Consider the following 22,771-nt stretch of genomic DNA (forward strand, 5'->3'; position numbering starts at 1 on the left):
TCACGACTCGACTCAATACCGCTTCCAAACGACACGGTTTACGTAGTCGGTATAGCTGTGCACGATTCTGGCTACTTTTTCGGAAACGTTAGGCATGCTGTAGTCCGCTACCAGACGAAGGCTGCGCTCGCTACCCGAGAGTTGTGTCTGGAGGATATTCAGTCCTTGCAGGACTCGCTCGACTTCCAGCCCCACCATCATCACCGCTGCTTCTTCCATCCCCTCGGGCCGCTCATGAGCTTCGCGCAGGTTCAAGGCTGGGAAGTTGAGAATCGACGACTCTTCATTGATGGTGCCACTGTCAGACAAGACTGCACGCGACTCGAGTTGCAGCTTGTTGTAGTCCATGAATCCCAAGGGCTTGAGCAGTCTGACATTTTCATGAAAAACAATGCCCATGGCATCGACACGCTTTTGAGTGCGTGGATGGGTAGAGACAATCACGGGCTGGCCAAACGTACTGGCAACGGTATTGAGCACCTCGACCAACTTGAGGAAGTTCTTATCCGAGTCGACGTTCTCTTCGCGGTGCGCGCTGACCACAAAGAACTTGCCCGCCTCCAAACCAAGTCGCTCCAGGACGTTCGACGCCTCGATACTGTCGCGATAATGATTGAGCACTTCAAACATAGGACTGCCAGTCTTTATGACACGATCGGCAGGCAAACCCTCGCCCAGCAAATAATCCCGGGCGATGGTGCTATAGGTCAGGTTGATGTCTGCCGTGTGATCAACGATGCGCCGATTGATTTCTTCGGGGACGCGCATATCAAAGCAACGGTTTCCGGCTTCCATATGGAACGTGGGGATCTTGCGCCGCTTGGCGGGAATAACTGCCATGCAACTGTTTGTATCACCCAGCACCAGCAAGGCTTCAGGTTCAATAATAGCCAGTACCCGGTCCACCGCGATGATCACATTGCCGATGGTTTCCGCGCCGGTGCTCCCGGCAGCATTCAAGAAGTGGTCAGGCTTTCGGATGCCCAAGTCCTGGAAGAAAATCTCGTTCAGCTCGTAGTCATAATTCTGACCGGTATGCACCAGCACGTGTTCGCAATACTTATCCAGTGCGGCCATGACCCTGGACAAACGGATAATTTCAGGACGCGTGCCCACCACGGTGACGATTTTCAGTTTTTTTAGTGCAGTATTCATTGCTAATCCTTCAGGCCTGAGTGCCAACAGCCATGGTGTAGGTGTCTGGCCGCTCACGATCAAAAATTTCGTTGGCCCACAGCATTACGATCATTTCGGTTTCGCCAGTGTTGGTGATGTCATGGCTCCAACCCGGGACGGTTTCAACTATTTGTGGTGTTTCGCCGTCAGTGTAAAGTTCGTAGAACTCACCGCTGACAATGTGCCGAAAACGGAAGCAGGCGTGACCTTTGATAACCAGGAACTTCTCGGTCTTGCTGTGATGGTAATGCCCTCCCCGCGTAATGCCAGGATGAGCAGTGAAGTAAGAGAACTGACCGGCATCCGGGGTCTTGAGCATCTCAACGAATACGCCTCGCACATCACCGTGCTTGGGCAGCTCATAGGTGAAATCGTCTGGCGTGAAATAGCTCAGGTAAGTCGAATACAAAGCGCGGACCAACCCAGTCCCCACCCGCTCGGTCACCATCGTCTCTCGGCTGCGCTTGAACGCCTGCAACTGATCGGCCAATGCCCCGACCGTCGTGGCATAAACCGGTTGTACATCCAGATAAGGACCTTCCGGGGCGCTACCATCCATCACATCGATGAAGCTTCGGATTACATCGTCGATATAGACCAACTGCAGCGGTGCCGCGGGATCATTGACGGTAATTGGCAAGCCACGGACGATGTTATGGCAGAACGTCGCCACCGCCGAATTGTAGTCTGGCCTCGCCCACTTTCCGAAAACGTTGGGCAAACGATAAAGATAAACTGGCGAACCTTGCTGTTTCGACAGATCAAGCAAGGCGTGTTCAGCATCGCGCTTGCTGGTCCCATAAGGATTATCGACCTCAGCCTGTATGGATGAGGTGTAGATCACGGGTATCGACCGGCCAGTGGCCTTGATGGCAGCACACAACGTAGCAGTGAGGCCACTGTTACCTTCGCTGAACTCCTCGATACGCTGGGGTCGATTGACGCCCGCCAGATGGAACACAAAGTCCACTTCATCAAGCATCGACAACAGATCGGATGGGGCCTCCTGGCGACCAAATCGAACCACCTGAACGTCTTGGCGCTCTTGCAGGTGGGCCACAAGGTTTTTGCCGACAAAGCCGCCAGCCCCGGTAATAAGAACTTTCATGGGCATCACTCCTCTGGAGTGGCGGGCTCGCCACGCTGTATGGCCCGCATGAAATCCAGCTTCAACAACAGCTTTTGCATACCTTCGACATCCAAGCGCTCGGTGTTATGCGAGTTGTAATCCTCGGTGCGCGAAATTTTCTCCTCGCCTAGCTCCACGAACTTGCTGTAGTTCAAGTCGCGCAGGTCTGGTGGTACACGGAAATAGGCGCCCATGTCTTCAGCGCAGGCCATCTCCTCACGACTGAGCAGTGCCTCGTAAAGCTTTTCACCGTGGCGCGTGCCAATGATTTGAATCGGGTGGTCAGGTTGACCGAGCATCGATGTCAACGCTTGAGCGAGGGTTTCGACAGTGGCAGCCGGGGCTTTCTGAACAAAGAGATCACCGTTGTTGCCATGCTCGAAGGCGTAAAGCACCAGATCCACCGCATCGGCCAGGGTCATCATGAAGCGGGTCATGTTGGGATCGGTGATCGAAAGCGATTTCCCTGCACGAATCTGCTCAATGAACAGAGGGATGACTGACCCTCGGGAGGCCATGACGTTGCCATATCGTGTACCGCAAATAACCGTCTTGTTTTCGTCGACATTACGCGACTTGGCCACCATGACTTTTTCCATCATGGCCTTGGAGATACCCATGGCATTAATGGGGTAGACAGCCTTGTCCGTGCTCAGGCAGACCACGCGCTGGACACCATTCTGGATGGCCGCCTCAAGCACGTTGTCGGTGCCGATGACGTTGGTTTTCACCGCCTCCATGGGGTGGAATTCGCAGGACGGTACCTGCTTGAGGGCCGCAGCATGGAAGATATAGTCAACACCACGGGTAGCATTCAGCACGCTTTGGTAGTCCCGTACATCGCCGATGTAAAACTTCAGCTTGACGTTACTGTAACGCTTGCGCATGTCGTCCTGTTTTTTCTCATCACGACTGAAAATGCGGATCTCAGCAATGTCGGTATCCAGGAAACGTTTGAGCACCGCGTTGCCGAAGGACCCAGTACCACCAGTGATAAGAAGTTTTTTGCCGTTGAACATATGATCTGACCCTTGCCACGAACCTGGTGAATTACCTGGCTCGTAGAGCTGAATAAATGATGTCGTCTTTCTGCTGAGCGCTTGGATAGCTGATCAGCACCGCCCGGTACGCGCCCTTGAACACAAAGAAGCTGCCCGCCGCTACGCCCACCACGCCACAAGCTGCCACGACGCTACGCATGTCTTCAAGCGAGCCGCCACCGCCTAGAATAGTGATGGGGATACGCACGGCTGCACGAAGCTTTATTGCAAGCTCCACATCGTAGCCTTTCATTTTTCCGTCGTTTTCGATGGAATTGAGCACAATTTCGCCGGCACCGAGTTTTTCAAACTCTTGAGCGGCCTCGATGACGCTGCGCTTGGTATTGCGCGTGCCGTTGTGCGTCCAGACCTCCTGATGCTTGCTCAGCAAGCGCGCTTTATGATCCAGGACCACCACAACACTCTGCCTGCCAATCTCTTCTGCGATTTGACTGATCAAATGCGGATTTTCAAATGCCGCCGAGCTGATGGCAACCTTCTCGACACCCAGCGCAATAATATTCTTGGCCTGCTGAGCTGTACGAATGCCCCCGCCGTAGCACAGCGGCATCCTGCACTCCGCCGCCAATTTGGCAATCTGGGCATAATTAGGTTCCACAGCATTTGCAGTGGCATCGATATCGATCACGATCAATTCGTCGGCTTCTTTCTCATTGAAGATTTTTACCGCATTGATCGGGTCCCCGACGTATTTGGGGTCCTTGAACTTCACTGTCTTCACCAGCCCGCCATCTTGAATCAGCAAGCAGGGAATGATCCTGGGTCTCAACATGTCATAGTTCCGCGAAGTTTTTCAGTAATCCGACGCCGAAGTGATGGCTTTTTTCAGGGTGAAACTGGACGCCATACACATTTTGAGCCCGCACCGCGCAACTGAACTCCAAGCCATAGGAGGACGTCGCCTCGCTATATCCAGCGTCTTCGCAATCAAAAAAGAACGAATGGAGAAAATAGAAGCGCGCGTCAGTCTCAAACCCCTTGAACAACGCGGAACCTGAGGAAGAACTGACATCGTTCCACCCCATGTGCGGCAGAGGCAACTCGGCCAAGTCAGGAATCGACTTGAAGGAACGAACACGACCAGGCACCCAACCAAGGCCAGGCAAGGCCCCCTCGTCACTGCTGTTCGCCAGAATCTGCATGCCTACGCAAACGCCCAGGACCGGAACCTTGTGACGCAGAACCAACTCTTCAAGCGTGGGCCGCATGCCTGAGGCATCGAGCCGCTCGACCGCATGATCGAATGCGCCTACCCCGGGGAGAATCAACTTCGTTGCACCGTCGAGCTGCGCAGCCGTCTGAGCGACTGCGACCGGGATGTGCAAACGTCGATAAACGTTCACGAAAGCCTGGATATTACCCAGACCGTAGTCAATGATGGTAATCATCTGAACAGCCGTTTTTCCAATCCGATTGCGCTGAGGATACGAGCACCTATTCCAATCAAGAAGCGTTTGTTTTTGTAATCATGGAAGGTCTTGTTTTCGCCGTCGAAAATGCGCTGAAGCTCGGGAACAGTCAAGTCCAACTTATGCGCGACGTATTCAAATTCCGAAGCAAGAAAGTTTTCATCCAGTTCGGGTTTCGCGATGCGCGCTAAAGCGGCTTCCCGGGTCATTTGCCCGGTCATGATAAGGCTGGAGAAATGAGCACGACGTTTCTCATAGCCAAATTTGCGCGGCATCCAGTAGTCTTCGTAAAAACGAGTGAATCTGGATTCATGATGCTTATGCTGAAAACGCTTCCAACCAAACAAGCGCTCGAGCGTTTCCTCAGCCTCGCTCTTTATGTAAGGCACCAAATTTAGAGGACGCACGACCTGCATACCCAAGACATAACGATAATAGATTTTATAGGACAATATATCTACGAGAGGAAACGTCTTAAGTTTACGCACACCAAATCTAGCATGAATATCATTTATAAGAGTCTTGTCTATCCCCGGATAAGCTCCCCACTCCTCCGGTTCACGGCAGCACTCGGTAGAGTAGTTAGCCCCAGTCAGCACATATTTTATTTTATTTGCTTTGGCAAACTTATAAAGCCCTGAAAAAAAAGCAGTATCCTGGGGAATATCCTGATCTGGAACCTGGGCTTTTAGAAAAGCCACCTGCAAGCTTTTCATTTCCTCCCAGTTAATAACATCGGTATATAACTCTAAGCCCAGTCCGTCCACCAACTTTTCAATATTTCCAACCGCTTGATCAGTATTCCAGCCAGCATCAACATGAAAAAGCAATGGACGCAGCCCCATTTTTTCTTTAGCGATATAAGCTAAATAGGAGCTATCGAGGCCACCACTCAAACCGATGATGCAATCAAAATCACGACCTTCGCCGTCCTTCTTGATTTTTTCCGATATTTTCATCAGTTCGGCTTCCCCAAGCGAACCAGTATTCCAACTCGGCTTGATACGGCCATGGAAATTATTACAATACTCGCAGACCCCATGCTCATCAAAAGAGATGCTAGGATCAGAACTGTCCATGATGCAAGTATTGCAAATTTTGTAGCTGCCCCAGCTATGTTTCATATTTTCTCACCAACCAGAGAGAAGTCCATATAATCGTTTGCGTAGGCCATAGAAAAAACTGTTCGACGTAGAAAGCGCCCTCAGTCGATTCACAAAGCCAGTTTTGGTGGTCATGATTCCGAGGATATCCCCCTTAACCCGACACTCTTCACAGAGAACTTTTTGGTACAATCTTTCTTTGGCCTGAGGCGAGAGCTTATCCCCATGCATATCGTAGAACAGACGAATAGCAGACATGCGAGGCGTTAGTTTACTATTATAAGAAGCATAATCCCCAAGCATATTTATGCTATTACCACTGTGCACACGCCACCGGCACCCCACAATATCCGAATGAACAATTTTCCAATCAAAAAAAGTAACCGCCAGCTCCATCCAGGTGTCTTCATTAGGTAAGTTTTCAGGCACGGGAAATATCCGAGAAATTACCGGCCTGCTCATCATGTAAGAAACACCCGTCAACCCACCTTTACCAGCACGCTTGGGGATCAAATGGCCGTCAAACTTCTTATTTTCCGACATCGTGATCAGCTTACAAAGCCCAACTACAGATTCTTCAGCAGCATACCCTTTGACCTTATCAAAACGCGCAGCCAAACTCCCAGCTGGCATAATATCATCACCAGCATAAACGCACACAAACCGGCCTTCCGCGCTTGCAACGCCGTAGTTAAAGGCCGAGCATTTGCCTGCCTTCGGATTTTTAAATAATCGAAGCTGCGGAAAGTCCAACTGGAGCTCCGTTAGGATCTTCCAAGTGTTATCGCTTGAACCATCATCAACGACAATGACTTCGAAATCCAAACCTTGCTGTTCCAACACGCTTGTCACTGCAGACTTCACGTGAAGCGCTTCATTTTTTACCGCAATTACAACACTTACACTTGGAATACTCATACCCCCCCCTTCGAATCATTAACGCTCATCTTGCCAGGTGACTTAACCCTTAAAAACAAACAAGCCGCAAACATCAAAATATAGCCATTACTCAGCAATGTTCCAATAAGACCGCTTGTAAACATACCCAGAAAAAAAATCAACCACAAGGATTTGAAAGCATGGTCTTCAGACTTTCTGAACCATCGAAATACCTGACCAACAAAAAACGAATACAGCAAGACGCCAAACCAACCAAGATTGGCGTAGCCCTCCGTGAAATAAACAGCGTTTGAATTCGCCGTTGCATTCCATCCCCACTCATATTCGAATACTAATTTCTCGAGAAAAACCCTATCCAAGGAAAACAATGAGGCAAAGAAATTACTGGTTGCGCCATACAAAGGTTCATTATTGAACTGCTGCTCGAGAACCAACAGTGTATCCGAAGCTGTAAACATCGGAACCGAAACAGCCCTCCAGATCAAATGATCCAAGGCGCCATCCGGAAGGTATTTAGCACTGTAGAACTCAGGACTGAAGATCCCCCCTCCAACCCCTGCGGCTTGGCTGGATTCACCGCCCCCCATCGCCAGTAGCGTAACCACGTACAAAATCAAAGCTCCTCCGGAGAAAAAAAATAGCGCCACCGGAAGACTTATTTTTTTCCGCTGAGAAGCAATATATAACAAAGGCAGAAGAGCATTCAGGAAAAGCGCTTTTTGCAAGAAGCTTAACGAATAACCAAAAAACACTAGGAGGCACAAGTATCGCAAGCGGTGCTTATCCAAAAACATCCGCGCCAGACTATACGGTAGAAATGCACTCATAAAAATTGTGCTTATATAAATAAGCGCAGCTTCCGCGCCTTCACGCCCCTTTAAAAAAGCCCCCCGCTGGGCGCTCAGCTCTTCGCTGCTTGCACCCGATATTGCCGAAACGATAGGAATTGCAGGAGCCGTGTATAAAGTCACAAAAAGAAAAGATAGGAACACAACCCAAACGAAAGCATGTACTGTGTTAGCACTTACTATCAGTCTTGTTGCTCGCGCCCTGAAACGAAAATCCAACAATGGCAGATAGTATCCAACAAACATACCCACCACCGAAATAAAAGTCATCATCGACAACTTTAAAAAATAATCACTCGGCAAAAAAATATAATTAACAAAGAACGGCATCCACATGTACACTAGCGATAGTGCAAAGGCGACTAGATACAATGCAAATCTTGTGCTTGTCAATGTATAAAAAAACATTCAAACCTCTACCAGGCAAACCAGTGGTTAGCCTTCACTATGTATTGAGCAAGGTAAACAACAACAGCAATCAACAATACATAGGGATTGCGCCTAAACACTTCCAGCAAGCTGATGCCTGCCACCTTCAAAACAACTAGCAAGTAAACAAAATAGAAAACAAAGCCTGTAAACGAATACACTTCAGTCAAGTAACCAGGCGCAGTAGCAGCCACAGCAGACACGACACCCACTCGTAATACAAGGCCAAACAACTGGAGTGCTAACGCTGTCGGTTGATTATTGGTGGTATGAAGAACCATGGAAATCGGCGAAACCAGAATTTGCATCACAATCCAAGGGACCATATACACAACAATCTCGCCCGTACGCTCCCAACCTTCACCGAATACGATAGAAAAAGCATAAGGAGCGAGCGCACCTCCAATGACTAGAGGTAGTACTGCAACTCTAACAATTCCTGAAAGAATATCCGAAGTAAACTCAGCAAGCTTTCCAGTTCGCATTTTTTCCGGAGCATTGGAAATATAAACTTGGGACACTGCGCTACCAATGAGACTTATCGGTGCCTGCATGATCTGCATAGCCAGCAGTAGAAACCCTGCTTCCGGACCTATCGCCAAACCAGCAATTATGATGACGGGAACTTGTATTGACGCATTATTAAACAAAGCTTCTGAAGTTGAATATTTCGGAAAGCGACTATATTTTAAAAATAGCGCCCCCATTGTTTTCAGACGAAGACCCGTTAACGACCTCTTATCTTCGCGAACGCATCTGACCAACAGCCCAACCGCCCCAGCACCATTATTTATTGTTTGACCAAGAATCAAACCCAGTGGACCTGCGAATAAACTACCGTAGAGCAACTGTATCGCACTTGCTGACAATGCTTGCTGAATCTTAGTTTTAGCGATCTGGGAAAATCTTTTTCTACGACCCATCCAGAATTGCAGGGCACTGTAAGCGCCCGATAAAAAAACCCCGATGGGGAGCACCCAAAAACAAGCAGCCAATTTCGGCAGCCCTAGCCATGCGGTAAAAAAATCGGAGCCCAACAACAACCCAAATCCAACTAATAGCGCTGTAAGAAAAGAGAATCCAAGCCCAAGTGCCAATAGATGCGCAGCCTCCCCATCCTCTTCTGGCAAAGATATCGCCAGTTCAAACCGAAGTGTCGCCACTACGGAAAAAATACTCAACAATCCTAAATAGACAGAAAGCGTATTGAAATCTTGAGGAGAATATAATCGTGTCAGAACCGGTAATAAAAGCACCATCAAAAGTTGAGCAGCAGCAGTTCCACCCGCCAATACAGTCACGGACCTTAAAAAATCATTACCACGATATCTATCCAAAAAATTATTGAGCGACATAGGCACTCTCTAAAGGAAAAATAAGCCAGTCACTCAAAAGACTGCTCATTTAGAGATAGCACCGATAATCGCGCCAACAATTCTCTGAATGTCCTCTTTTTCAAGATAAGGATGCATTGGCAAGCTTAGCACCTGTTCAGCGACTTCATCACCGACCGCAAGCACCACCGCAGCATCCGCGACGGCAGGTTGCTTATTCAGCGGGATGGGATAATGAACCACGGTTGGAATACCTTCAGCTTTGAGCCTCTCTTGAAGCTCCGAACGACCAGATACTTTGACTGTATACTGTGCAAAGACACTAGTAGAATGCTCGGAAATATAAGGCGTGGACAGTAGGCCCGCCTCGTTCAAAAGTGAAGAATACTGCTGTGCGATATCCTGCCTACGCTGAATTTCTTCTTCGAATATATCCAGCTTCTGCAATAAAACCGCAGCCTGAAGTGTGTCAAGCCGACTGTTCATACCAATGCGAATATGGTGATATCTTCGGTCTTGCCCATGACGCGAAATCTGACGTAAAGCTATAGCTAGCTCATCATCATTGGTAAACAGCGCTCCCCCATCGCCATAACAGCCCAAGGGTTTACTGGGAAAAAAACTCGTGCAGGCAATAGTACTCAAGTTACACGAGCGCCTGTCTTTGTAGGTTGCCCCGAAGCTTTGTGCTGCGTCTTCAATGACTGGAATATCATATTTTGAAGCGATTGCATTGATAGCGTCGAAGTCAGCGCATTGCCCATATAAAGAAACAGGTATAATCGCCTTGGTCCGAGACGTAATCTTAGTCTCGAGTAAACCAGGGTCCATATTATAGGTCTTCGCGTCAACATCGACATAGACAACCTTGGCACCCAATACTGCAGCGGCTTCAGCCGTAGCGATGTAGCTGAAGCCTGGGGTAATCACCTCATCGCCTGCCTGGATACCTAGCGCCATCAAGGCAATTTGCAGAGCATCTGTGCCATTTGCGCAAGTGATGCAATATTTAGCGCCGACAAACGACGCCAGCCTTCCCTCAAGCTCAGTAACTTCAGGGCCTAAAATGTACTGACCGTGGGTTAATACACGCTGAATGGCAGCATCAAGTTGATCCTTGATGCGGAGCTGCTGTTTTTTCAGATCTATAAATTCAATCATTTTGTCCAGCTTCCGTTTTGCTGAGAACTTTACCGTCCAATTTATAAACAGCACCACTGTGCTGGCACACCACAGAAAGATCCCCTTCCAGTGGCAACTCCAGCTGCTCACCGAACTCGCTCATCCAGCCAATTTGTCGAGCAGGCACACCTACCATCAATGCAAAGGCAGGAACGTCACGATTGATCACCGCGCCAGCACCTATAAATGCGAACTGTCCAATCGTTACCCCGCAAACAATAGTGCAGTTGGCCCCCAACGTAGCCCCCTTACGGACCACTGTATTACGGTATTGGTCTTTACGCTCAATCAACGAACGGGGGTTATACACATTGGTAAAGACCATACTTGGCCCGCAAAACACTCCATCTTCCAAGGTAACGTTGTCGTAAACAGAAACATTATTTTGTATTTTGCAGTAATCGCCAATAACAACCTTGTTACCCACAAAAACATTCTGACCTAACGAAACCCCCTTTCCGATCCGGGCACCGGCACATACGTGCACAAAGTGCCATACACGCGAGTTTTCACCAATAATCGCGCCTTCGTCGACGATGGCACTGCTGTGAACGGAATAATTCACCTTCGCTCCCGCAAATACGTTAGCCCGGTCCTCGTAAGGACAGGGCCACATTGAAGTGATCAGAGGACTGCACCAAACACGTGCTGTCCGGACACGAAGCTTAGTACTTACAGACTACGCAGGAAAGGGTGCCCTTCATCATTTTGCGCAGAGGTAGCAGTACTGGAGCGGATAGTATTCACTGTCTCCACGCAATGACGCGCATCCTCGATTCCATAGCCACGACCTGCAAGAATCTCTGTGTAGCTGATGGTATGGAGGTCCGTGAAGCCTTCTGAAAACTCCATCTCCTCCCCATCGACGGTGATTGATCGGTAGGTGCTTTTTTTACCTTTTACTGCTTCTGGAAGGTCATTCGCGTCAATCGAAAGGAACCAGCGTACGCGCGCCTGTTCATACTCCAAGTAACCCGCCGCCTTATGCGCAGAAGTAAAATGCACGACATTCCGCTGCAGTTTTCCAAAAATGAAATGCAGCATATCGTAGAAATGCACGCCAATATTGGTCGCCAAGCCGAAGGACTTACGTGCGTCCCCCTTCCAGCTTTCCATATACCAGTTCCCACGGGACGTGATGTAGGTAAGCTCGACGTCGTATTTGGTGGACCGCTGTTGAGCAGCAACTTTCGCCTTGAGATCAAGAATAGCTTGGTGATGGCGCAGTTGGAGGATGTTATAGACTCGTTGACCGGTTTCTTTCTCAACGAGCGCCAGCTCGTCAAGAATCTGCGGTGTAGGCACCAACGGTTTTTCGCAAATCACATCACAGCCTAGACGCAGTCCCGCAGCAATATGAGCATGATGTAGATAATTTGGCGAACAAACGGAAACGTAATCAAGAGCAGTGCGAGGATCGCGCTTGAGCTGATGCGCATGCTCATAGAACCGCTCAAACTGAGTAAAAAACTCACTACTTGGAGAAATGCTATCAATAATACCAACAGAATCATTGATATCGTAAGCAGACACCAAATTATTACCTGTATCTTTGATAGCACGCATATGGCGGGGCGCGATATAACCAGCAGCACCAATCAGAGCAAAGTTTTTCATTTAACCTCTGTAATAACTAAAGACACGAAGATAAAAATTCAAACATCAAGCCTTAATAATGTGAGGCGCTGGCTCTCGATATTTACCACGGCTATCAATGATCAGTCTGGCATGCTGTTTAATGAGCGAATAGTCAAATTTGTCGTGATCCGTCGCCAAGATGACAGCATCGAAGGAAGCGATGTTACTCTCAGTTAACGGCTCACTGCTGAGTTCGAAGTGGTGCTCGCGCATCTTCGGAAATACCGGTACATGCGGATCGCTATAACCCACCAAACCGCCCTTCGCCTCTATCAATTCCATTATTTCAACCGACGGAGACTCACGCATGTCATCCACATTCTTCTTATAGGCAATACCCAGCACCAGAACCTTGCTACCCTTAAGGGCCTTACCAGCGTTATTGAGACCGTCCATAAGCTTATTTAGTACATATTCGGGCATGGCTTGGTTTACTTCACCGGACAGCTCAATAAACCGGGTATGGAGACCATACTCACGAGCTTTCCAAGTGAGGTAAAAAGGGTCAATAGGAATACAATGACCGCCCAGGCCAGGGCCCGGGTAGTAAGCTGTAAAACCAAAAGGTTTAGTCGCTGCGGCGTCTACCACTTCAAAGATATCAATACCCATGCGGTCGGCGACGATTTTCATCTCATTCACCAAGCCAATGTTCACTGCCCGATGGATATTTTCCAGCAGTTTAGTCATCTCGGCAGCCTTGGCGGAACTCACCGGCACCACACGATCAATTGCCTGCTCATACAATGCGATGCCAACTTCAAGACATGCTTGGGTATCACCACCGATGATTTTTGGAATGGTGCGGGTTTCGAAATTAGGATTACCCGGATCTTCACGCTCAGGTGAATAAACCAGGAAAATATCCTCCCCCACCTTTAAGCCGCCTTCCTGCACACGAGGCAAAAGCTCCTCCTCAGTCGTGCCGGGGTAGGTTGTGCTTTCGAGAGAAACGATCTGTCCTTTACGCAAATAGGGCTTGATGGCGTCAGTTGTATTGATGACGAAGCTCATGTCCGGTTCACGATACTTATTGAGTGGCGTCGGAACGCACAAAATCAAAGCATCGCACTCCGAGACCCTAGTAAAATCTGTGGTCGCTTCGAAACCATTCGATCTGGCGCCGGCAATTCTCTCACCAGGTATATGCTCGATATAACTCATACCCTGGTTGAGGCGATCTACTTTAAAGCTGTCGATATCAATGCCTAACACCCTGAAGCCAATCGCGTTATAGCGCAGCATCAACGGCAAACCGACATAGCCAAGACCCACGATACCAATGACCGCTTCCTTAGTTTTGAATCTTGCTACGCTCGATTGTTTAACGCCTGACATTACTGAATCCCTTAATCACGAAGCCTATAAGTTACAGATCAGTGACACATACCCTCTTTGAATCGTCATCATGGGATGAACTGCTCGCCACTGATCTATCAAAATTCAAACAGAAGCACACGCTACTACCACCCCCAGGATCCGGCCTCCATTTCCTGAGGAGGCAAACACCTCCTGCCCCCTTCGACTTGCGAAAGGCCGAGGGAGCGGTGGTTGTCCTGCCGCTGTCGATGAAGGAAGTCAATGAGCAACACCTCGCTGGCGCCCCATCATCGTCATAAAAATACCTCCTAGCGCTTTAAGGGCCGACTCAATTGCTACGTCAGCTCGCCGCCTACCAGTAGCAGAGAGCGCCAAAGGCTAGGTTGAGCGCTATGGACTGCCAGTTCGCATATTCGGGAATGAACGGACACTACCGCACAAACCTCGATGTGCTCATGCAGAAGATCAGGCGCATACAAGCATAACCCTGCCAAACCAGATGCTCCTCGGCAAGCTTGTCCTGACGGGGTCTGCGCTACACCGGATACCAGATTTTAGCTAGGATGGTAGGGACTATATCTGCAGACGTCCAGCTGTTCATGCTTTCTCGGACAGTGCTGATCGTATCCCTCTCTAGAAGCGTCATCTTTCAAATGTTTGATATCTCCGACCTATAACGGAAATTTTTCCTACTTTGAAATGATAGCTTTTTGATGTCTACGTACAAATTTTGAGTGAGCTCGCCTAACAATCCATCAAAGAATCGAGAGAACGTTGTCACAGCTTTTGAGAGCTCGGCTTGGGCACCGTCAGCAAACCAATTTTCAGCCCGCCGGCCAGCTGACGCTGCATTTTTCAACTCAGCCCCTCGAGAGCAAAGGTGAAGGGCGCCGGAGCACATACATTCACCTTATCATCCCAGCCGAGTCACTTGCTTATCTGAGAGCACTGCCCCCCAGAACATTCTAGCGCTGACGCTGTTCATTTCGACGGATAAGAAACCTGATCAAAGCCAAGAAACCACCCAGCATCAGCCCACCGACAACTCCCAGCACCAAGATCAGCATTTTCCTTGGCTTGATGGGGCTTTCTGGTATCTCGACAACACCATCCTGACGATAAACCGAAATAGTTTCAGGATCGACATTCAACTTACGATAAAAACCATATCGCATCTGAAGCGAGCGCAAATCGCCGATGAACGCATCATCCGAAGACCTCGACTCCAGCGCTTCGACTTCGGCCGCGAGCGCCTTGCTGCCGCGTTGATAATCTAATTTATTGCCCGTATCCACAGTGATATCAACTGCAGCCGTTGAATTCACGACAGGGGTCGTGAGGCCGATAGCCTTTGCGATCTGCAACGCTTCACGCAGCTGTTGGATCCGGTCCTCGCGTACCCGTTGCGCAGTTTCTCGCAAGCTGACAATTCGTTGTTCCAAGTTACGCGCTCTTACTGAAGCCTCGGTCGTAACGTTCTTAATCAGCTCCGACTCGGCAGCCACACTCGCACGCTGAACGTAAGCCTTCGCCCACTCCGTAGCCTGTGCAGGGTCGTTACTTTGCACAGTCACCGAGAAACGATCCGGTGTATCTCTGCCAGGCCCCTTGATCATTAACTCACGAGAAAATCGCTCATACAAACGATCGAGAGGCGCCTCACGCTGGGATTTATCAAGCGACGGAAGATAGATTGTATTGAAGAAGGTTTGTCGAAGGGACTCGCCTTGGAGGTTTCGGGCAAAGACATCATAGACGTCCTTGATCGAATAAGGATCAAGTTCCGTGCTTTTCCCACGACCATAATTCAGCTCAGCAATACCATTCTGAGTGGGAGGAATGATAAAAAGCTTGGCCTCATAGACAGGCTTGCTAAGGAACGCATAGGCGGTTGCACCTATGGCGACCAAAAGAGTGACCACCAGAATCAACCACTTTTGGACGAAAATTCCGCGAGCAAGCTCCATCAGGTCGATTTCATCGCCCCCCTGCAAATCAACATGATTATTTTGCATGTACGGCCTCGCTTCCTTTTTTTGGCATTACGCCCCAGGTGAAACTGGAAGCTCTAAAAGGCAAGACTGACAAGGCCTCGGCGGATACAGCCCTAAACTGAGTTAGATTAAATACGAACAAAACGCACCCAAAGTCAGAAAAATTGTAGACAGTGATCCTTACCAAGACTACTGGGCTCACACATCCATTATTTCAATCGTCGACGCGCACCCACGAACCATGCGAGTAACGGTCCAAACATCATACCAGCGAGAAGCGCCAGGATCACGAAAACCGAGACAGGGAGCTGCGGAGCTGACCAGCCCAGAAACAGCAGTGCCACCGACTGGTTATTTTCAAGCACGAACAGGACGATAGCTGAGGCCACGAGCAGCGCAAGTACGACAAGGGCCAAGCGTTTAAAGTTCCGCATGTGAACTCCTCTGTTTTGGGGCTCTGTCAGAGCTCATCCCCCTCCTCCTCATTCACCCGATCCCTGAGCTCTTTACCCGGCTTGAAATGGGGGACGAACTTCCCGTCTAGGCTGACGGACTGGCCGGTCTTTGGATTGCGACCTACCCGCGGAGCGCGGTAATGCAAGGAAAAACTGCCGAAACCGCGAATCTCGATGCGATCTCCAGTCGCCAAGCACTGGGACATCTGCTCAAGCATAGTCTTGATGGCCAGCTCCACATCCTTGGATGAGAGTAGCCCTTGATGGGTGACAATTCGTTCGATCAACTCCGACTTCGTCATATTTTTCCCTTCTTTTTCAAGCAGCTAGGAAAATCGCTTGAAAAGGTTTTAGCATGACCGGAGGGATTTGAACAGCCCAAGTATTGACATTCTTCTTGACTCCCCTATTGCCTCTTTCCGCGCAAGCAGGGAGATGCTATCGACAGATGACCAGCATCGTACGAGTCAGATAGCCAGCCGGATTGAAACCAAAGGGATACTGATCTTCATCCTTCGCATCGTCGGATCGGGTAATCACCTTGTAACCAGCCCCCTTGCACTCTCTTGCAGCTCTCTTGTGGCACTTCTCCCAGCCGGAACCCAACCCCGAGCAGTCGACCTCGATACCACTGACACCACGCACTGCGTGGGTCTTGGCACTCGTAGAGCAAGCTGCCAGCACCAAGACACTCAATACCAGAAAGAGCTTGTTCATTCAGTTCCTTTAGACAGAGGTCCGGATCGATCACTTATACAAGTCGGAGCCACGCCCTGAATAGATTATTGATCCGCTTCATAAAAGAGACAGCTGGGTTGATGGGTTGGTTTCGCAGTGCCCCGAATCAACGCTGTCATCGGCAGCGACTTGCAGAGAATCTTGAAATTTCGCAGGCACAAAAAAGGGCGACCGAAGTCGCCCTTTTTCTATGGTCTGACAGAACTCAGTTCTGTTTTTCCATCTGTGCACGCAGCAGGTCGCCCAGAGTGGTAGGACCAGCAGCAATCTCAGCTGGCTTTTCGCGCAGGCTCTGGATTGCTTCTTTCTCTTCAGCATCGTCTTTCGACTTGATGGAGAGCTGGATTACGCGGCTCTTGCGGTCAACGCTGATGATCTTGGCTTCTACTTCTTCGCCCTCTTTCAGAACGTTGCGCGCGTCTTCAACGCGGTCACGGCTGATTTCGGAGGCTTTCAGAGTCGCTTCGATATCGTCGGCCAGAGTGATGATGGCGCCTTTAGCGTCAACTTCTTTCACGATGCCCTTAACGATTGCGCCTTTGTCGTTCTCTTGAACGTACTCGGAGAACGGATCGCTTTCCAGTTGCTTGATACCCAGGGAGATGCGCTCGCGCTCTGGGTCAACCGACAGGATAACGGTGTCCAGCTCGTCGCCCTTCTTGAAACGACGTACGGCTTCTTCGCCCACTTCGTTCCAGGAGATGTCGGACAGGTGAACCAGGCCATCGATGCCGCCGTCCAGACCAATGAAGATACCGAAATCGGTGATCGACTTGATGGTGCCGGAGATTTTATCGCCCTTGTTGAATTGGCCAGAGAAGTCTTCCCATGGGTTGGACTTGCACTGCTTGATGCCGAGGGAGATACGACGACGCTCTTCGTCGATGTCCAGAACCATGACTTCCACTTCGTCGCCGACTTGTACGACTTTCGAAGGGTGGATGTTCTTGTTGGTCCAGTCCATTTCGGAAACGTGTACCAGGCCTTCAACGCCTTCTTCCAGCTCAGCGAAGCAGCCGTAGTCGGTGAGGTTGGTAACACGAGCGGTGACGCGGGTGCTTTCTGGGTAACGGGCTTTGATAGCGACCCATGGATCTTCACCCAGTTGCTTGAGGCCCAGGGAAACACGATTGCGCTCGCGATCGTACTTCAGAACCTTGACATCGATCTCGTCGCCAACGTTGACGATTTCCGAAGGATGCTTGATACGCTTCCAGGCCATGTCGGTGATGTGCAGCAGGCCATCGACGCCACCCAGATCGACGAATGCGCCGTAATCGGTGAGGTTCTTGACGATACCCTTGACCTGCTGGCCTTCCTGCAGCGATTCCAGCAGAGCTTCACGCTCGGCGGAGTTCTCGGCTTCCAGGACACTGCGACGGGAAACGACAACGTTGTTGCGCTTCTGGTCCAGCTTGATGACCTTGAATTCCAGCTCTTTGCCTTCCAGGTGCGTGGTATCGCGCACTGGACGGACGTCAACCAGGGAACCTGGCAGGAACGCACGGATGCCGTTAACGTCGACAGTGAAGCCGCCTTTAACCTTACCGTTGATAACGCCCTTGACCACTTCCTCAGCTGCGAAAGCCGCTTCCAGAACGATCCAGCATTCAGCGCGCTTGGCTTTTTCACGGGACAGCTTGGTTTCACCAAAGCCATCTTCAACCGAGTCCAGCGCAACGTGAACTTCGTCACCGACGTTGATGTTCAGTTCGCCAGCGTCGTTGTAGAACTGCTCAAGCGGGATGAGTGCTTCAGACTTCAGACCAGCGTGAACGGTTACCCAGCGAGCTTGGTAATCGATATCAACGATAACACCGGTGATGATGGAGCCTGCCTGAAGGTTCAGGGTTTTCAGGCTTTCTTCAAAGAGTTCCGCAAAGCTTTCGCTCATTTTAATTCCTGTTGATTAGGGCGAAGAATACGCCCGCCTCCACACCCCAGACGGTGTGGGTTAGTTTCATATAAAGGAAGCACCGCAGGACTATGACTGGTCCCCTGCAGGGCTTCCGGGTCACCCGGCGATATCGCGAATGGCGATCTCGCTCATGATGCGTTGCAACACCTGGTCGATGGACAACTCCGTGGAATCCAGCTGTATCGCATCAGCCGCCGGTTTGAGCGGGGCTACTGCGCGCTGGGTGTCACGCTCATCGCGTGCACGGATCTCATCTAGCAGACTCGACAGACTAACATCCTCGCCTTTGCCCTTCAACTGCAAATATCGGCGACGCGCCCTCTCCTCCGCACTGGCGGTGAGGAAAATCTTCAGCGGTGCATCGGGAAAAACCACCGTGCCCATGTCTCGACCGTCTGCCACCAGTCCCGGCGGCTCCTGGAATGCGCGCTGACGTTGCAACAAGGCTTCGCGCACCGCGGGCAGCGCGGCGACCTGGGAGGCCCCGGCCCCCACGCTTTCGGTACGAATGACGTCGCTGACTTCGTCACCTTCCAGAATGATGCGCTGGAGCTGACCGTCGGCCGCGGCAATGAATTGCACATCCAGATGAGCGGCCAGCGCCTTGAGCAACTCTTCGTTGGTCAGGTCGACGCCATGGTTCGCGGCAGCGAACGCCAATAGACGATACAAGGCACCCGAATCGAGCAGATTCCAGCCCAGCTGCCTGGCCAGGATCCCGGCGACGGTCCCCTTGCCCGAACCGCTCGGACCATCGATGGTGATGACCGGTGCCTTGATGTTCACGACTGTGCCTCTTGTGCCACTCGAATACCGACCTGTGCGCACAGCGCCAGGAAGTTCGGGAACGACGTCGCGACGTTGGCGCAATCATGGATGCGAATCGGCGCGCTGGCGCGCAAAGACGCAACACTGAAGGCCATGGCGATACGGTGGTCGCCGTGACCATGGACTTCGCCGCCGCCAATCGGGCCGCCGTCGATGATGATGCCGTCCGGCGTCGGCTGGCACTTGACGCCAAGGGCGAGCAAGCCATCAGCCATCACCTGGATACGATCCGATTCCTTGACCCGCAGTTCCTCAGCGCCCGTCAATACGGTGCGCCCTTCTGCACAGGCGGCCGCCACGAACAGCACCGGGAACTCGTCGATGGCCAGCGGAACCAGAGCCTCCGGAATCTCGATACCCTTGAGTTTAGCTGCTCGTACGCGCAGGTCCGCCACGGGTTCGCCGCCGACTTCACGCTGGTTTTCCAGGGTGATGTCAGCGCCCATCAAGCGCAGGATGTCGATCACGCCGGTACGGGTCGGATTGATGCCGACGTGCTCGAGCACCAGGTCGGAGCCTTCGGCGATCGAGGCGGCCACCAGGAAGAACGCCGACGACGAGATGTCGCCCGGCACTTCGATGTGGGTCGCGGTCAGCTTGCTGCCAGACTCGACGGACGCCGTGGCGCCATCGACCGTGACCGGGTAGCCGAAGCCGCGCAGCATGCGCTCGGTATGATCGCGGGTCGGGGCCGGTTCGGTGACGGTGGTCTTGCCTTCGGCGTAGAGACCGGCCAGCAGCAGGCAGGATTTCACCTGGGCGCTGGCCATTGGCATGGTGTAGGTCAGGCCCTTGAGCTTGTTGCCACCGCGGATGATCATCGGCGGACGACCGTCGGCGGCCGTCTCGATGACCGCGCCCATTTCCCGCAATGGGTTGGCGACGCGATTCATCGGGCGCTTGGACAGCGAGGCATCACCGGTCAGGGTGCTGTCGAAGTCCTGCGCGGCCAGCAGGCCGGACAACAGGCGCATCGAGGTCCCGGAGTTACCCAGGTAGATTGGACCCGGGGCAGGCTTGAGGCCGTGCAGGCCGACACCATGGATGGTCACGCGACCGTGGTGCGGACCTTCGATGACCACGCCCATGTCGCGAAACGCTTGCAGCGTCGCCAGGGCGTCTTCGCCCTCAAGGAAGCCTTCCACCTCGGTCACGCCTTCGGCCAGGGAGCCGAGCATGATCGAACGGTGGGAAATCGATTTATCGCCCGGTACACGAATACGCCCGCTCAGGGAGCCACCAGGTTGTGCCAGGAAAATCAGATCGTTGGAGTTCATAGCGTCCACATAGGCCCGACGGGCCAGGATTTTACTGAAATGCTCGCGGGCCACCCTGGCGCGTGTGAAAACGCCCAGCAATTGGTGCCCGTCCCCTGCATCGACCGCGTCGCGCAAGGCGTCGAGGTCGCTGCGAAATGTATCGAGTGTGCGCAGGACAGCTTCGCGGTTGGCGAGGAAGATGTCGTGCCACATGACCGGGTCGCTTCCAGCGATTCTCGTGAAATCGCGGAAACCGCCGGCAGCGTAACGGAAGATCTCAAGATTTTCATTGCGTTTGGCCAACGAATCCACCAGGCCGAACGCCAACAGGTGCGGCAAGTGGCTGGTGGCAGCCAACACTTCATCGTGGCGCTCGACCTGCATGTGCTCGACATCGGCGCCCAATTCGCGCCACAAACGGTCCACCATCGCCAGCGCGGCTGGATCCGTCTGGTCCAGCGGCGTGAGGATCACTTTGTGGCGACGAAACAACTCGGCGTTGGAGGCTTCCACCCCGCTCTGCTCGGAACCGGCAATCGGATGGCCGGGTACGAAGCGCGCCGGCATCCCACCGAAAGCCTCGGTGGCCGCACGCACGACGTTGCCCTTGGCGCTACCGACATCGGTCAGGATCGCTTGCCCCAGGTTCATGGTCGCCAGACGCGCCAGCAGTTTTTCCATGGCCAGGATCGGCACCGCCAACTGGATTACGTCCGCGCCCTGGCAAGCGATCGCCAGGTCATCCTCACAGCGATCGACCACCCCCAGCTCCACGGCCAGCTTGCGCGACTGCGGATCCAGGTCGACACCGACCACCTCGCGGCACAGGCCGCTTTCACGCAAGCCCTTGGCAAACGAACCGCCAATCAACCCCAGGCCGACCACCACCAGGCGACCGATCATAGGGGCAGCAGGTTGCAGAGAAGTGACATCAACCACGAGCCAGAACCTTGCTCAACGCCTCAAGGAAACGGTTGTTTTCCGCTGGCAGGCCGATGGTGATGCGCAGGTGGTTCGGCATGCCGTAGTTGGCCACCGGACGCACGATCACGCCTTCGCGCAGCAGCCCCTGGTACACCGGCGCGGCGACACGCCCCAGGTCGACGCAGATGAAGTTGCCTTTGGATGGAATCCAGCTCAAGCCCAACTCCCGGAACCCCGCTTCCAACTGCTGCATGCCGGCCGCGTTCAGGCGACGACTTTCGGCCAGGTAGGCCTCATCCTGCAATGCGGCGCAGGCGGCTGCCAGGGCGAAGCTGTTGACGTTGAATGGCTGGCGCACGCGGTTCAGCACATCGGCCACCACGGCGGTGGACAAGCCGTAGCCAACCCGTAGCGAGGCCAGGCCGTAGGCTTTCGAGAACGTGCGCGAAACCAGCAGGTTCGGGTAGGCCGCGAGGAAATCCAGGCCATCGGGCAAATCGCTGCCTTCGGCGTATTCGATGTAGGCCTCGTCCAACACCACAAGCACGTGCGCGGGCACGTCTTGCAGGAAGTCGTCCAGGGCCTGGGCATCGAACCAGGTGCCGGTCGGGTTGTTCGGGTTGGCAATGAAGACCACCCGCGTGTTGGCGTCGATGGCAGCCAGCATGGCCGGCAGATCGTGTCCCCAGTTTTTGGCCGGGACCACATGGGCATCCGCGCCCACGGCCTGGGTCGCAATCGGGTAGACCGCAAACGCGTGCTCGCTGAACACGGCGTTGAGACCTGGTGCCAGGTACGCGCGCGCCACCAACTCAAGAATGTCGTTGGAGCCGTTGCCCAGCGTCACTTGGTTCAGCTCGACGCCACAGCGCTCGGCCAGCAGGCTTTTCAGCGCAAACCCATTACCATCGGGGTAACGGGTCAGCTCGGCCAGTTCGTCGCGGATCGCCGCCAGCGCCTTGGGGCTCGCGCCCAACGGGTTTTCGTTGCTCGCCAACTTGACGATGCTGGCCGGATCCAGGTCCAGCTCGCGGGCCAGTTCGTCCACGGGCTTGCCCGGAACGTAAGGCGAGAGTTGTTGCACGCCTGGCTGAGCCAGAGCGAGGAAGTTGCCACTCATTTGCTA

At 52.3% G+C, this 22,771-nt stretch carries 21 protein-coding genes; all 21 read right to left on the reverse strand.

Annotation, left to right across the window (positions count from 1 at the left end; all coding sequences use genetic code 11):
• Positions 1-12: 12 nt before the first annotated feature.
• A complete protein-coding gene (gene wecB / locus F7R20_RS21645; protein WP_003199266.1) occupies positions 13-1,155 on the reverse strand; it encodes a non-hydrolyzing UDP-N-acetylglucosamine 2-epimerase in 1,143 nt (380 codons plus the stop codon).
• Between the two features lie 10 nt (positions 1,156-1,165).
• Positions 1,166-2,284: a UDP-2-acetamido-2,6-beta-L-arabino-hexul-4-ose reductase gene (gene wbjC / locus F7R20_RS21650; RefSeq protein WP_003199263.1), complete on the reverse strand. Its 1,119-nt coding sequence runs from the start codon at positions 2,282-2,284 to the stop codon at positions 1,166-1,168.
• A 5-nt stretch (positions 2,285-2,289) separates the two neighbouring features.
• Positions 2,290-3,324: a polysaccharide biosynthesis protein gene (locus tag F7R20_RS21655; RefSeq protein WP_003199261.1), complete on the reverse strand. Its 1,035-nt coding sequence runs from the start codon at positions 3,322-3,324 to the stop codon at positions 2,290-2,292.
• A 31-nt stretch (positions 3,325-3,355) separates the two neighbouring features.
• Positions 3,356-4,138, reverse strand: coding sequence for an AglZ/HisF2 family acetamidino modification protein (locus F7R20_RS21660; RefSeq protein WP_003199259.1), 783 nt, complete (start codon positions 4,136-4,138; stop codon positions 3,356-3,358).
• A gap of 1 nt (position 4,139) precedes the next feature.
• The gene (gene hisH, locus F7R20_RS21665; RefSeq protein ID WP_003199257.1) at positions 4,140-4,754 is read right to left on the reverse strand and encodes an imidazole glycerol phosphate synthase subunit HisH; all 615 of its coding nucleotides are present in this window, start codon (positions 4,752-4,754) and stop codon (positions 4,140-4,142) included.
• Positions 4,751-5,899, reverse strand: a complete 1,149-nt coding sequence (locus F7R20_RS21670) for an N-acetyl sugar amidotransferase (protein WP_003199255.1) — start codon at positions 5,897-5,899, stop codon at positions 4,751-4,753. The genes hisH and F7R20_RS21670 overlap by 4 nt, the downstream gene beginning before the upstream one ends.
• A gap of 6 nt (positions 5,900-5,905) precedes the next feature.
• Positions 5,906-6,796: a glycosyltransferase family 2 protein gene (locus F7R20_RS21675; RefSeq protein WP_003199252.1), complete on the reverse strand. Its 891-nt coding sequence runs from the start codon at positions 6,794-6,796 to the stop codon at positions 5,906-5,908.
• On the reverse strand, positions 6,793-7,962 hold the full coding sequence (locus tag F7R20_RS21680; RefSeq protein WP_170291497.1) for a hypothetical protein: 1,170 nt from the start codon (positions 7,960-7,962) through the stop codon (positions 6,793-6,795). The genes F7R20_RS21675 and F7R20_RS21680 overlap by 4 nt, the downstream gene beginning before the upstream one ends.
• An 80-nt stretch (positions 7,963-8,042) precedes the next feature.
• Entirely contained in the window at positions 8,043-9,410 is a 1,368-nt protein-coding gene (locus F7R20_RS21685; RefSeq protein ID WP_003199249.1) for an oligosaccharide flippase family protein, read from the reverse strand.
• 45 nt (positions 9,411-9,455) lie between these two features.
• Positions 9,456-10,550, reverse strand: a complete 1,095-nt coding sequence (locus F7R20_RS21690; RefSeq protein ID WP_033028071.1) for a DegT/DnrJ/EryC1/StrS family aminotransferase — start codon at positions 10,548-10,550, stop codon at positions 9,456-9,458.
• Positions 10,543-11,136 (reverse strand): UDP-2-acetamido-3-amino-2,3-dideoxy-D-glucuronate N-acetyltransferase, encoded by a 594-nt coding sequence (wbpD, locus tag F7R20_RS21695; RefSeq protein ID WP_028236954.1) that lies wholly within the window; start codon positions 11,134-11,136, stop codon positions 10,543-10,545. Before wbpD ends, F7R20_RS21690 begins: the two co-directional genes overlap by 8 nt.
• A 107-nt stretch (positions 11,137-11,243) precedes the next feature.
• The gene (wbpB, locus tag F7R20_RS21700; protein ID WP_003199246.1) at positions 11,244-12,188 is read right to left on the reverse strand and encodes a UDP-N-acetyl-2-amino-2-deoxy-D-glucuronate oxidase; all 945 of its coding nucleotides are present in this window, start codon (positions 12,186-12,188) and stop codon (positions 11,244-11,246) included.
• Positions 12,189-12,233: 45 nt separating this feature from the next.
• On the reverse strand, positions 12,234-13,547 hold the full coding sequence (wbpA, locus tag F7R20_RS21705; RefSeq protein ID WP_003199245.1) for a UDP-N-acetyl-D-glucosamine 6-dehydrogenase: 1,314 nt from the start codon (positions 13,545-13,547) through the stop codon (positions 12,234-12,236).
• Positions 13,548-14,494: 947 nt separating this feature from the next.
• Positions 14,495-15,544 (reverse strand): LPS O-antigen chain length determinant protein WzzB, encoded by a 1,050-nt coding sequence (locus F7R20_RS21710; RefSeq protein ID WP_003199244.1) that lies wholly within the window; start codon positions 15,542-15,544, stop codon positions 14,495-14,497.
• Between the two features lie 188 nt (positions 15,545-15,732).
• On the reverse strand, positions 15,733-15,957 hold the full coding sequence (locus F7R20_RS21715) for a lipopolysaccharide assembly protein LapA domain-containing protein (RefSeq protein WP_013692556.1): 225 nt from the start codon (positions 15,955-15,957) through the stop codon (positions 15,733-15,735).
• 26 nt (positions 15,958-15,983) lie between these two features.
• Positions 15,984-16,280, reverse strand: a complete 297-nt coding sequence (ihfB, locus tag F7R20_RS21720) for an integration host factor subunit beta (RefSeq protein WP_003199243.1) — start codon at positions 16,278-16,280, stop codon at positions 15,984-15,986.
• A 136-nt stretch (positions 16,281-16,416) separates the two neighbouring features.
• Entirely contained in the window at positions 16,417-16,695 is a 279-nt protein-coding gene (locus F7R20_RS21725) for a hypothetical protein (RefSeq protein WP_013692555.1), read from the reverse strand.
• A 226-nt stretch (positions 16,696-16,921) separates the two neighbouring features.
• Entirely contained in the window at positions 16,922-18,610 is a 1,689-nt protein-coding gene (rpsA, locus tag F7R20_RS21730) for a 30S ribosomal protein S1 (RefSeq protein ID WP_003199242.1), read from the reverse strand.
• Positions 18,611-18,730: 120 nt separating this feature from the next.
• Positions 18,731-19,420, reverse strand: a complete 690-nt coding sequence (gene cmk, locus F7R20_RS21735) for a (d)CMP kinase (protein ID WP_003199238.1) — start codon at positions 19,418-19,420, stop codon at positions 18,731-18,733.
• Complete coding sequence (locus F7R20_RS21740; protein WP_003199237.1) at positions 19,417-21,624, reverse strand: bifunctional prephenate dehydrogenase/3-phosphoshikimate 1-carboxyvinyltransferase; 2,208 nt, start codon at positions 21,622-21,624, stop codon at positions 19,417-19,419. The genes cmk and F7R20_RS21740 overlap by 4 nt, the downstream gene beginning before the upstream one ends.
• 28 nt (positions 21,625-21,652) lie before the next feature.
• The gene (gene hisC, locus F7R20_RS21745; RefSeq protein WP_003199235.1) at positions 21,653-22,765 is read right to left on the reverse strand and encodes a histidinol-phosphate transaminase; all 1,113 of its coding nucleotides are present in this window, start codon (positions 22,763-22,765) and stop codon (positions 21,653-21,655) included.
• Positions 22,766-22,771 lie beyond the last annotated feature (6 nt).

The sequence above is a fragment of the Pseudomonas brassicacearum subsp. brassicacearum genome (genome assembly GCF_008801605.1).
Lineage (GTDB): Bacteria > Pseudomonadota > Gammaproteobacteria > Pseudomonadales > Pseudomonadaceae > Aquipseudomonas > Aquipseudomonas brassicacearum.

Coding starts and splice junctions, on each gene's coding strand:
- F7R20_RS21715 (WP_013692556.1), bottom strand. CDS start 15,957: ATGCGGAACTTTAAACGCTTGGCCCTTGTCGTACTTGCGCTGCTCGTG.
- wbjC (WP_003199263.1), bottom strand. CDS start 2,284: ATGAAAGTTCTTATTACCGGGGCTGGCGGCTTTGTCGGCAAAAACCTT.
- F7R20_RS21690 (WP_033028071.1), bottom strand. CDS start 10,550: ATGATTGAATTTATAGATCTGAAAAAACAGCAGCTCCGCATCAAGGAT.
- F7R20_RS21685 (WP_003199249.1), bottom strand. CDS start 9,410: ATGTCGCTCAATAATTTTTTGGATAGATATCGTGGTAATGATTTTTTA.
- hisC (WP_003199235.1), bottom strand. CDS start 22,765: ATGAGTGGCAACTTCCTCGCTCTGGCTCAGCCAGGCGTGCAACAACTC.
- F7R20_RS21710 (WP_003199244.1), bottom strand. CDS start 15,544: ATGCAAAATAATCATGTTGATTTGCAGGGGGGCGATGAAATCGACCTG.
- hisH (WP_003199257.1), bottom strand. CDS start 4,754: ATGATTACCATCATTGACTACGGTCTGGGTAATATCCAGGCTTTCGTG.
- F7R20_RS21670 (WP_003199255.1), bottom strand. CDS start 5,899: ATGAAACATAGCTGGGGCAGCTACAAAATTTGCAATACTTGCATCATG.
- ihfB (WP_003199243.1), bottom strand. CDS start 16,280: ATGACGAAGTCGGAGTTGATCGAACGAATTGTCACCCATCAAGGGCTA.
- F7R20_RS21675 (WP_003199252.1), bottom strand. CDS start 6,796: ATGAGTATTCCAAGTGTAAGTGTTGTAATTGCGGTAAAAAATGAAGCG.
- wbpA (WP_003199245.1), bottom strand. CDS start 13,547: ATGTCAGGCGTTAAACAATCGAGCGTAGCAAGATTCAAAACTAAGGAA.
- wbpB (WP_003199246.1), bottom strand. CDS start 12,188: ATGAAAAACTTTGCTCTGATTGGTGCTGCTGGTTATATCGCGCCCCGC.
- F7R20_RS21660 (WP_003199259.1), bottom strand. CDS start 4,138: ATGTTGAGACCCAGGATCATTCCCTGCTTGCTGATTCAAGATGGCGGG.
- F7R20_RS21740 (WP_003199237.1), bottom strand. CDS start 21,624: ATGATCGGTCGCCTGGTGGTGGTCGGCCTGGGGTTGATTGGCGGTTCG.
- F7R20_RS21680 (WP_170291497.1), bottom strand. CDS start 7,962: ATGTGGATGCCGTTCTTTGTTAATTATATTTTTTTGCCGAGTGATTAT.
- rpsA (WP_003199242.1), bottom strand. CDS start 18,610: ATGAGCGAAAGCTTTGCGGAACTCTTTGAAGAAAGCCTGAAAACCCTG.
- F7R20_RS21725 (WP_013692555.1), bottom strand. CDS start 16,695: ATGAACAAGCTCTTTCTGGTATTGAGTGTCTTGGTGCTGGCAGCTTGC.
- wecB (WP_003199266.1), bottom strand. CDS start 1,155: ATGAATACTGCACTAAAAAAACTGAAAATCGTCACCGTGGTGGGCACG.
- F7R20_RS21655 (WP_003199261.1), bottom strand. CDS start 3,324: ATGTTCAACGGCAAAAAACTTCTTATCACTGGTGGTACTGGGTCCTTC.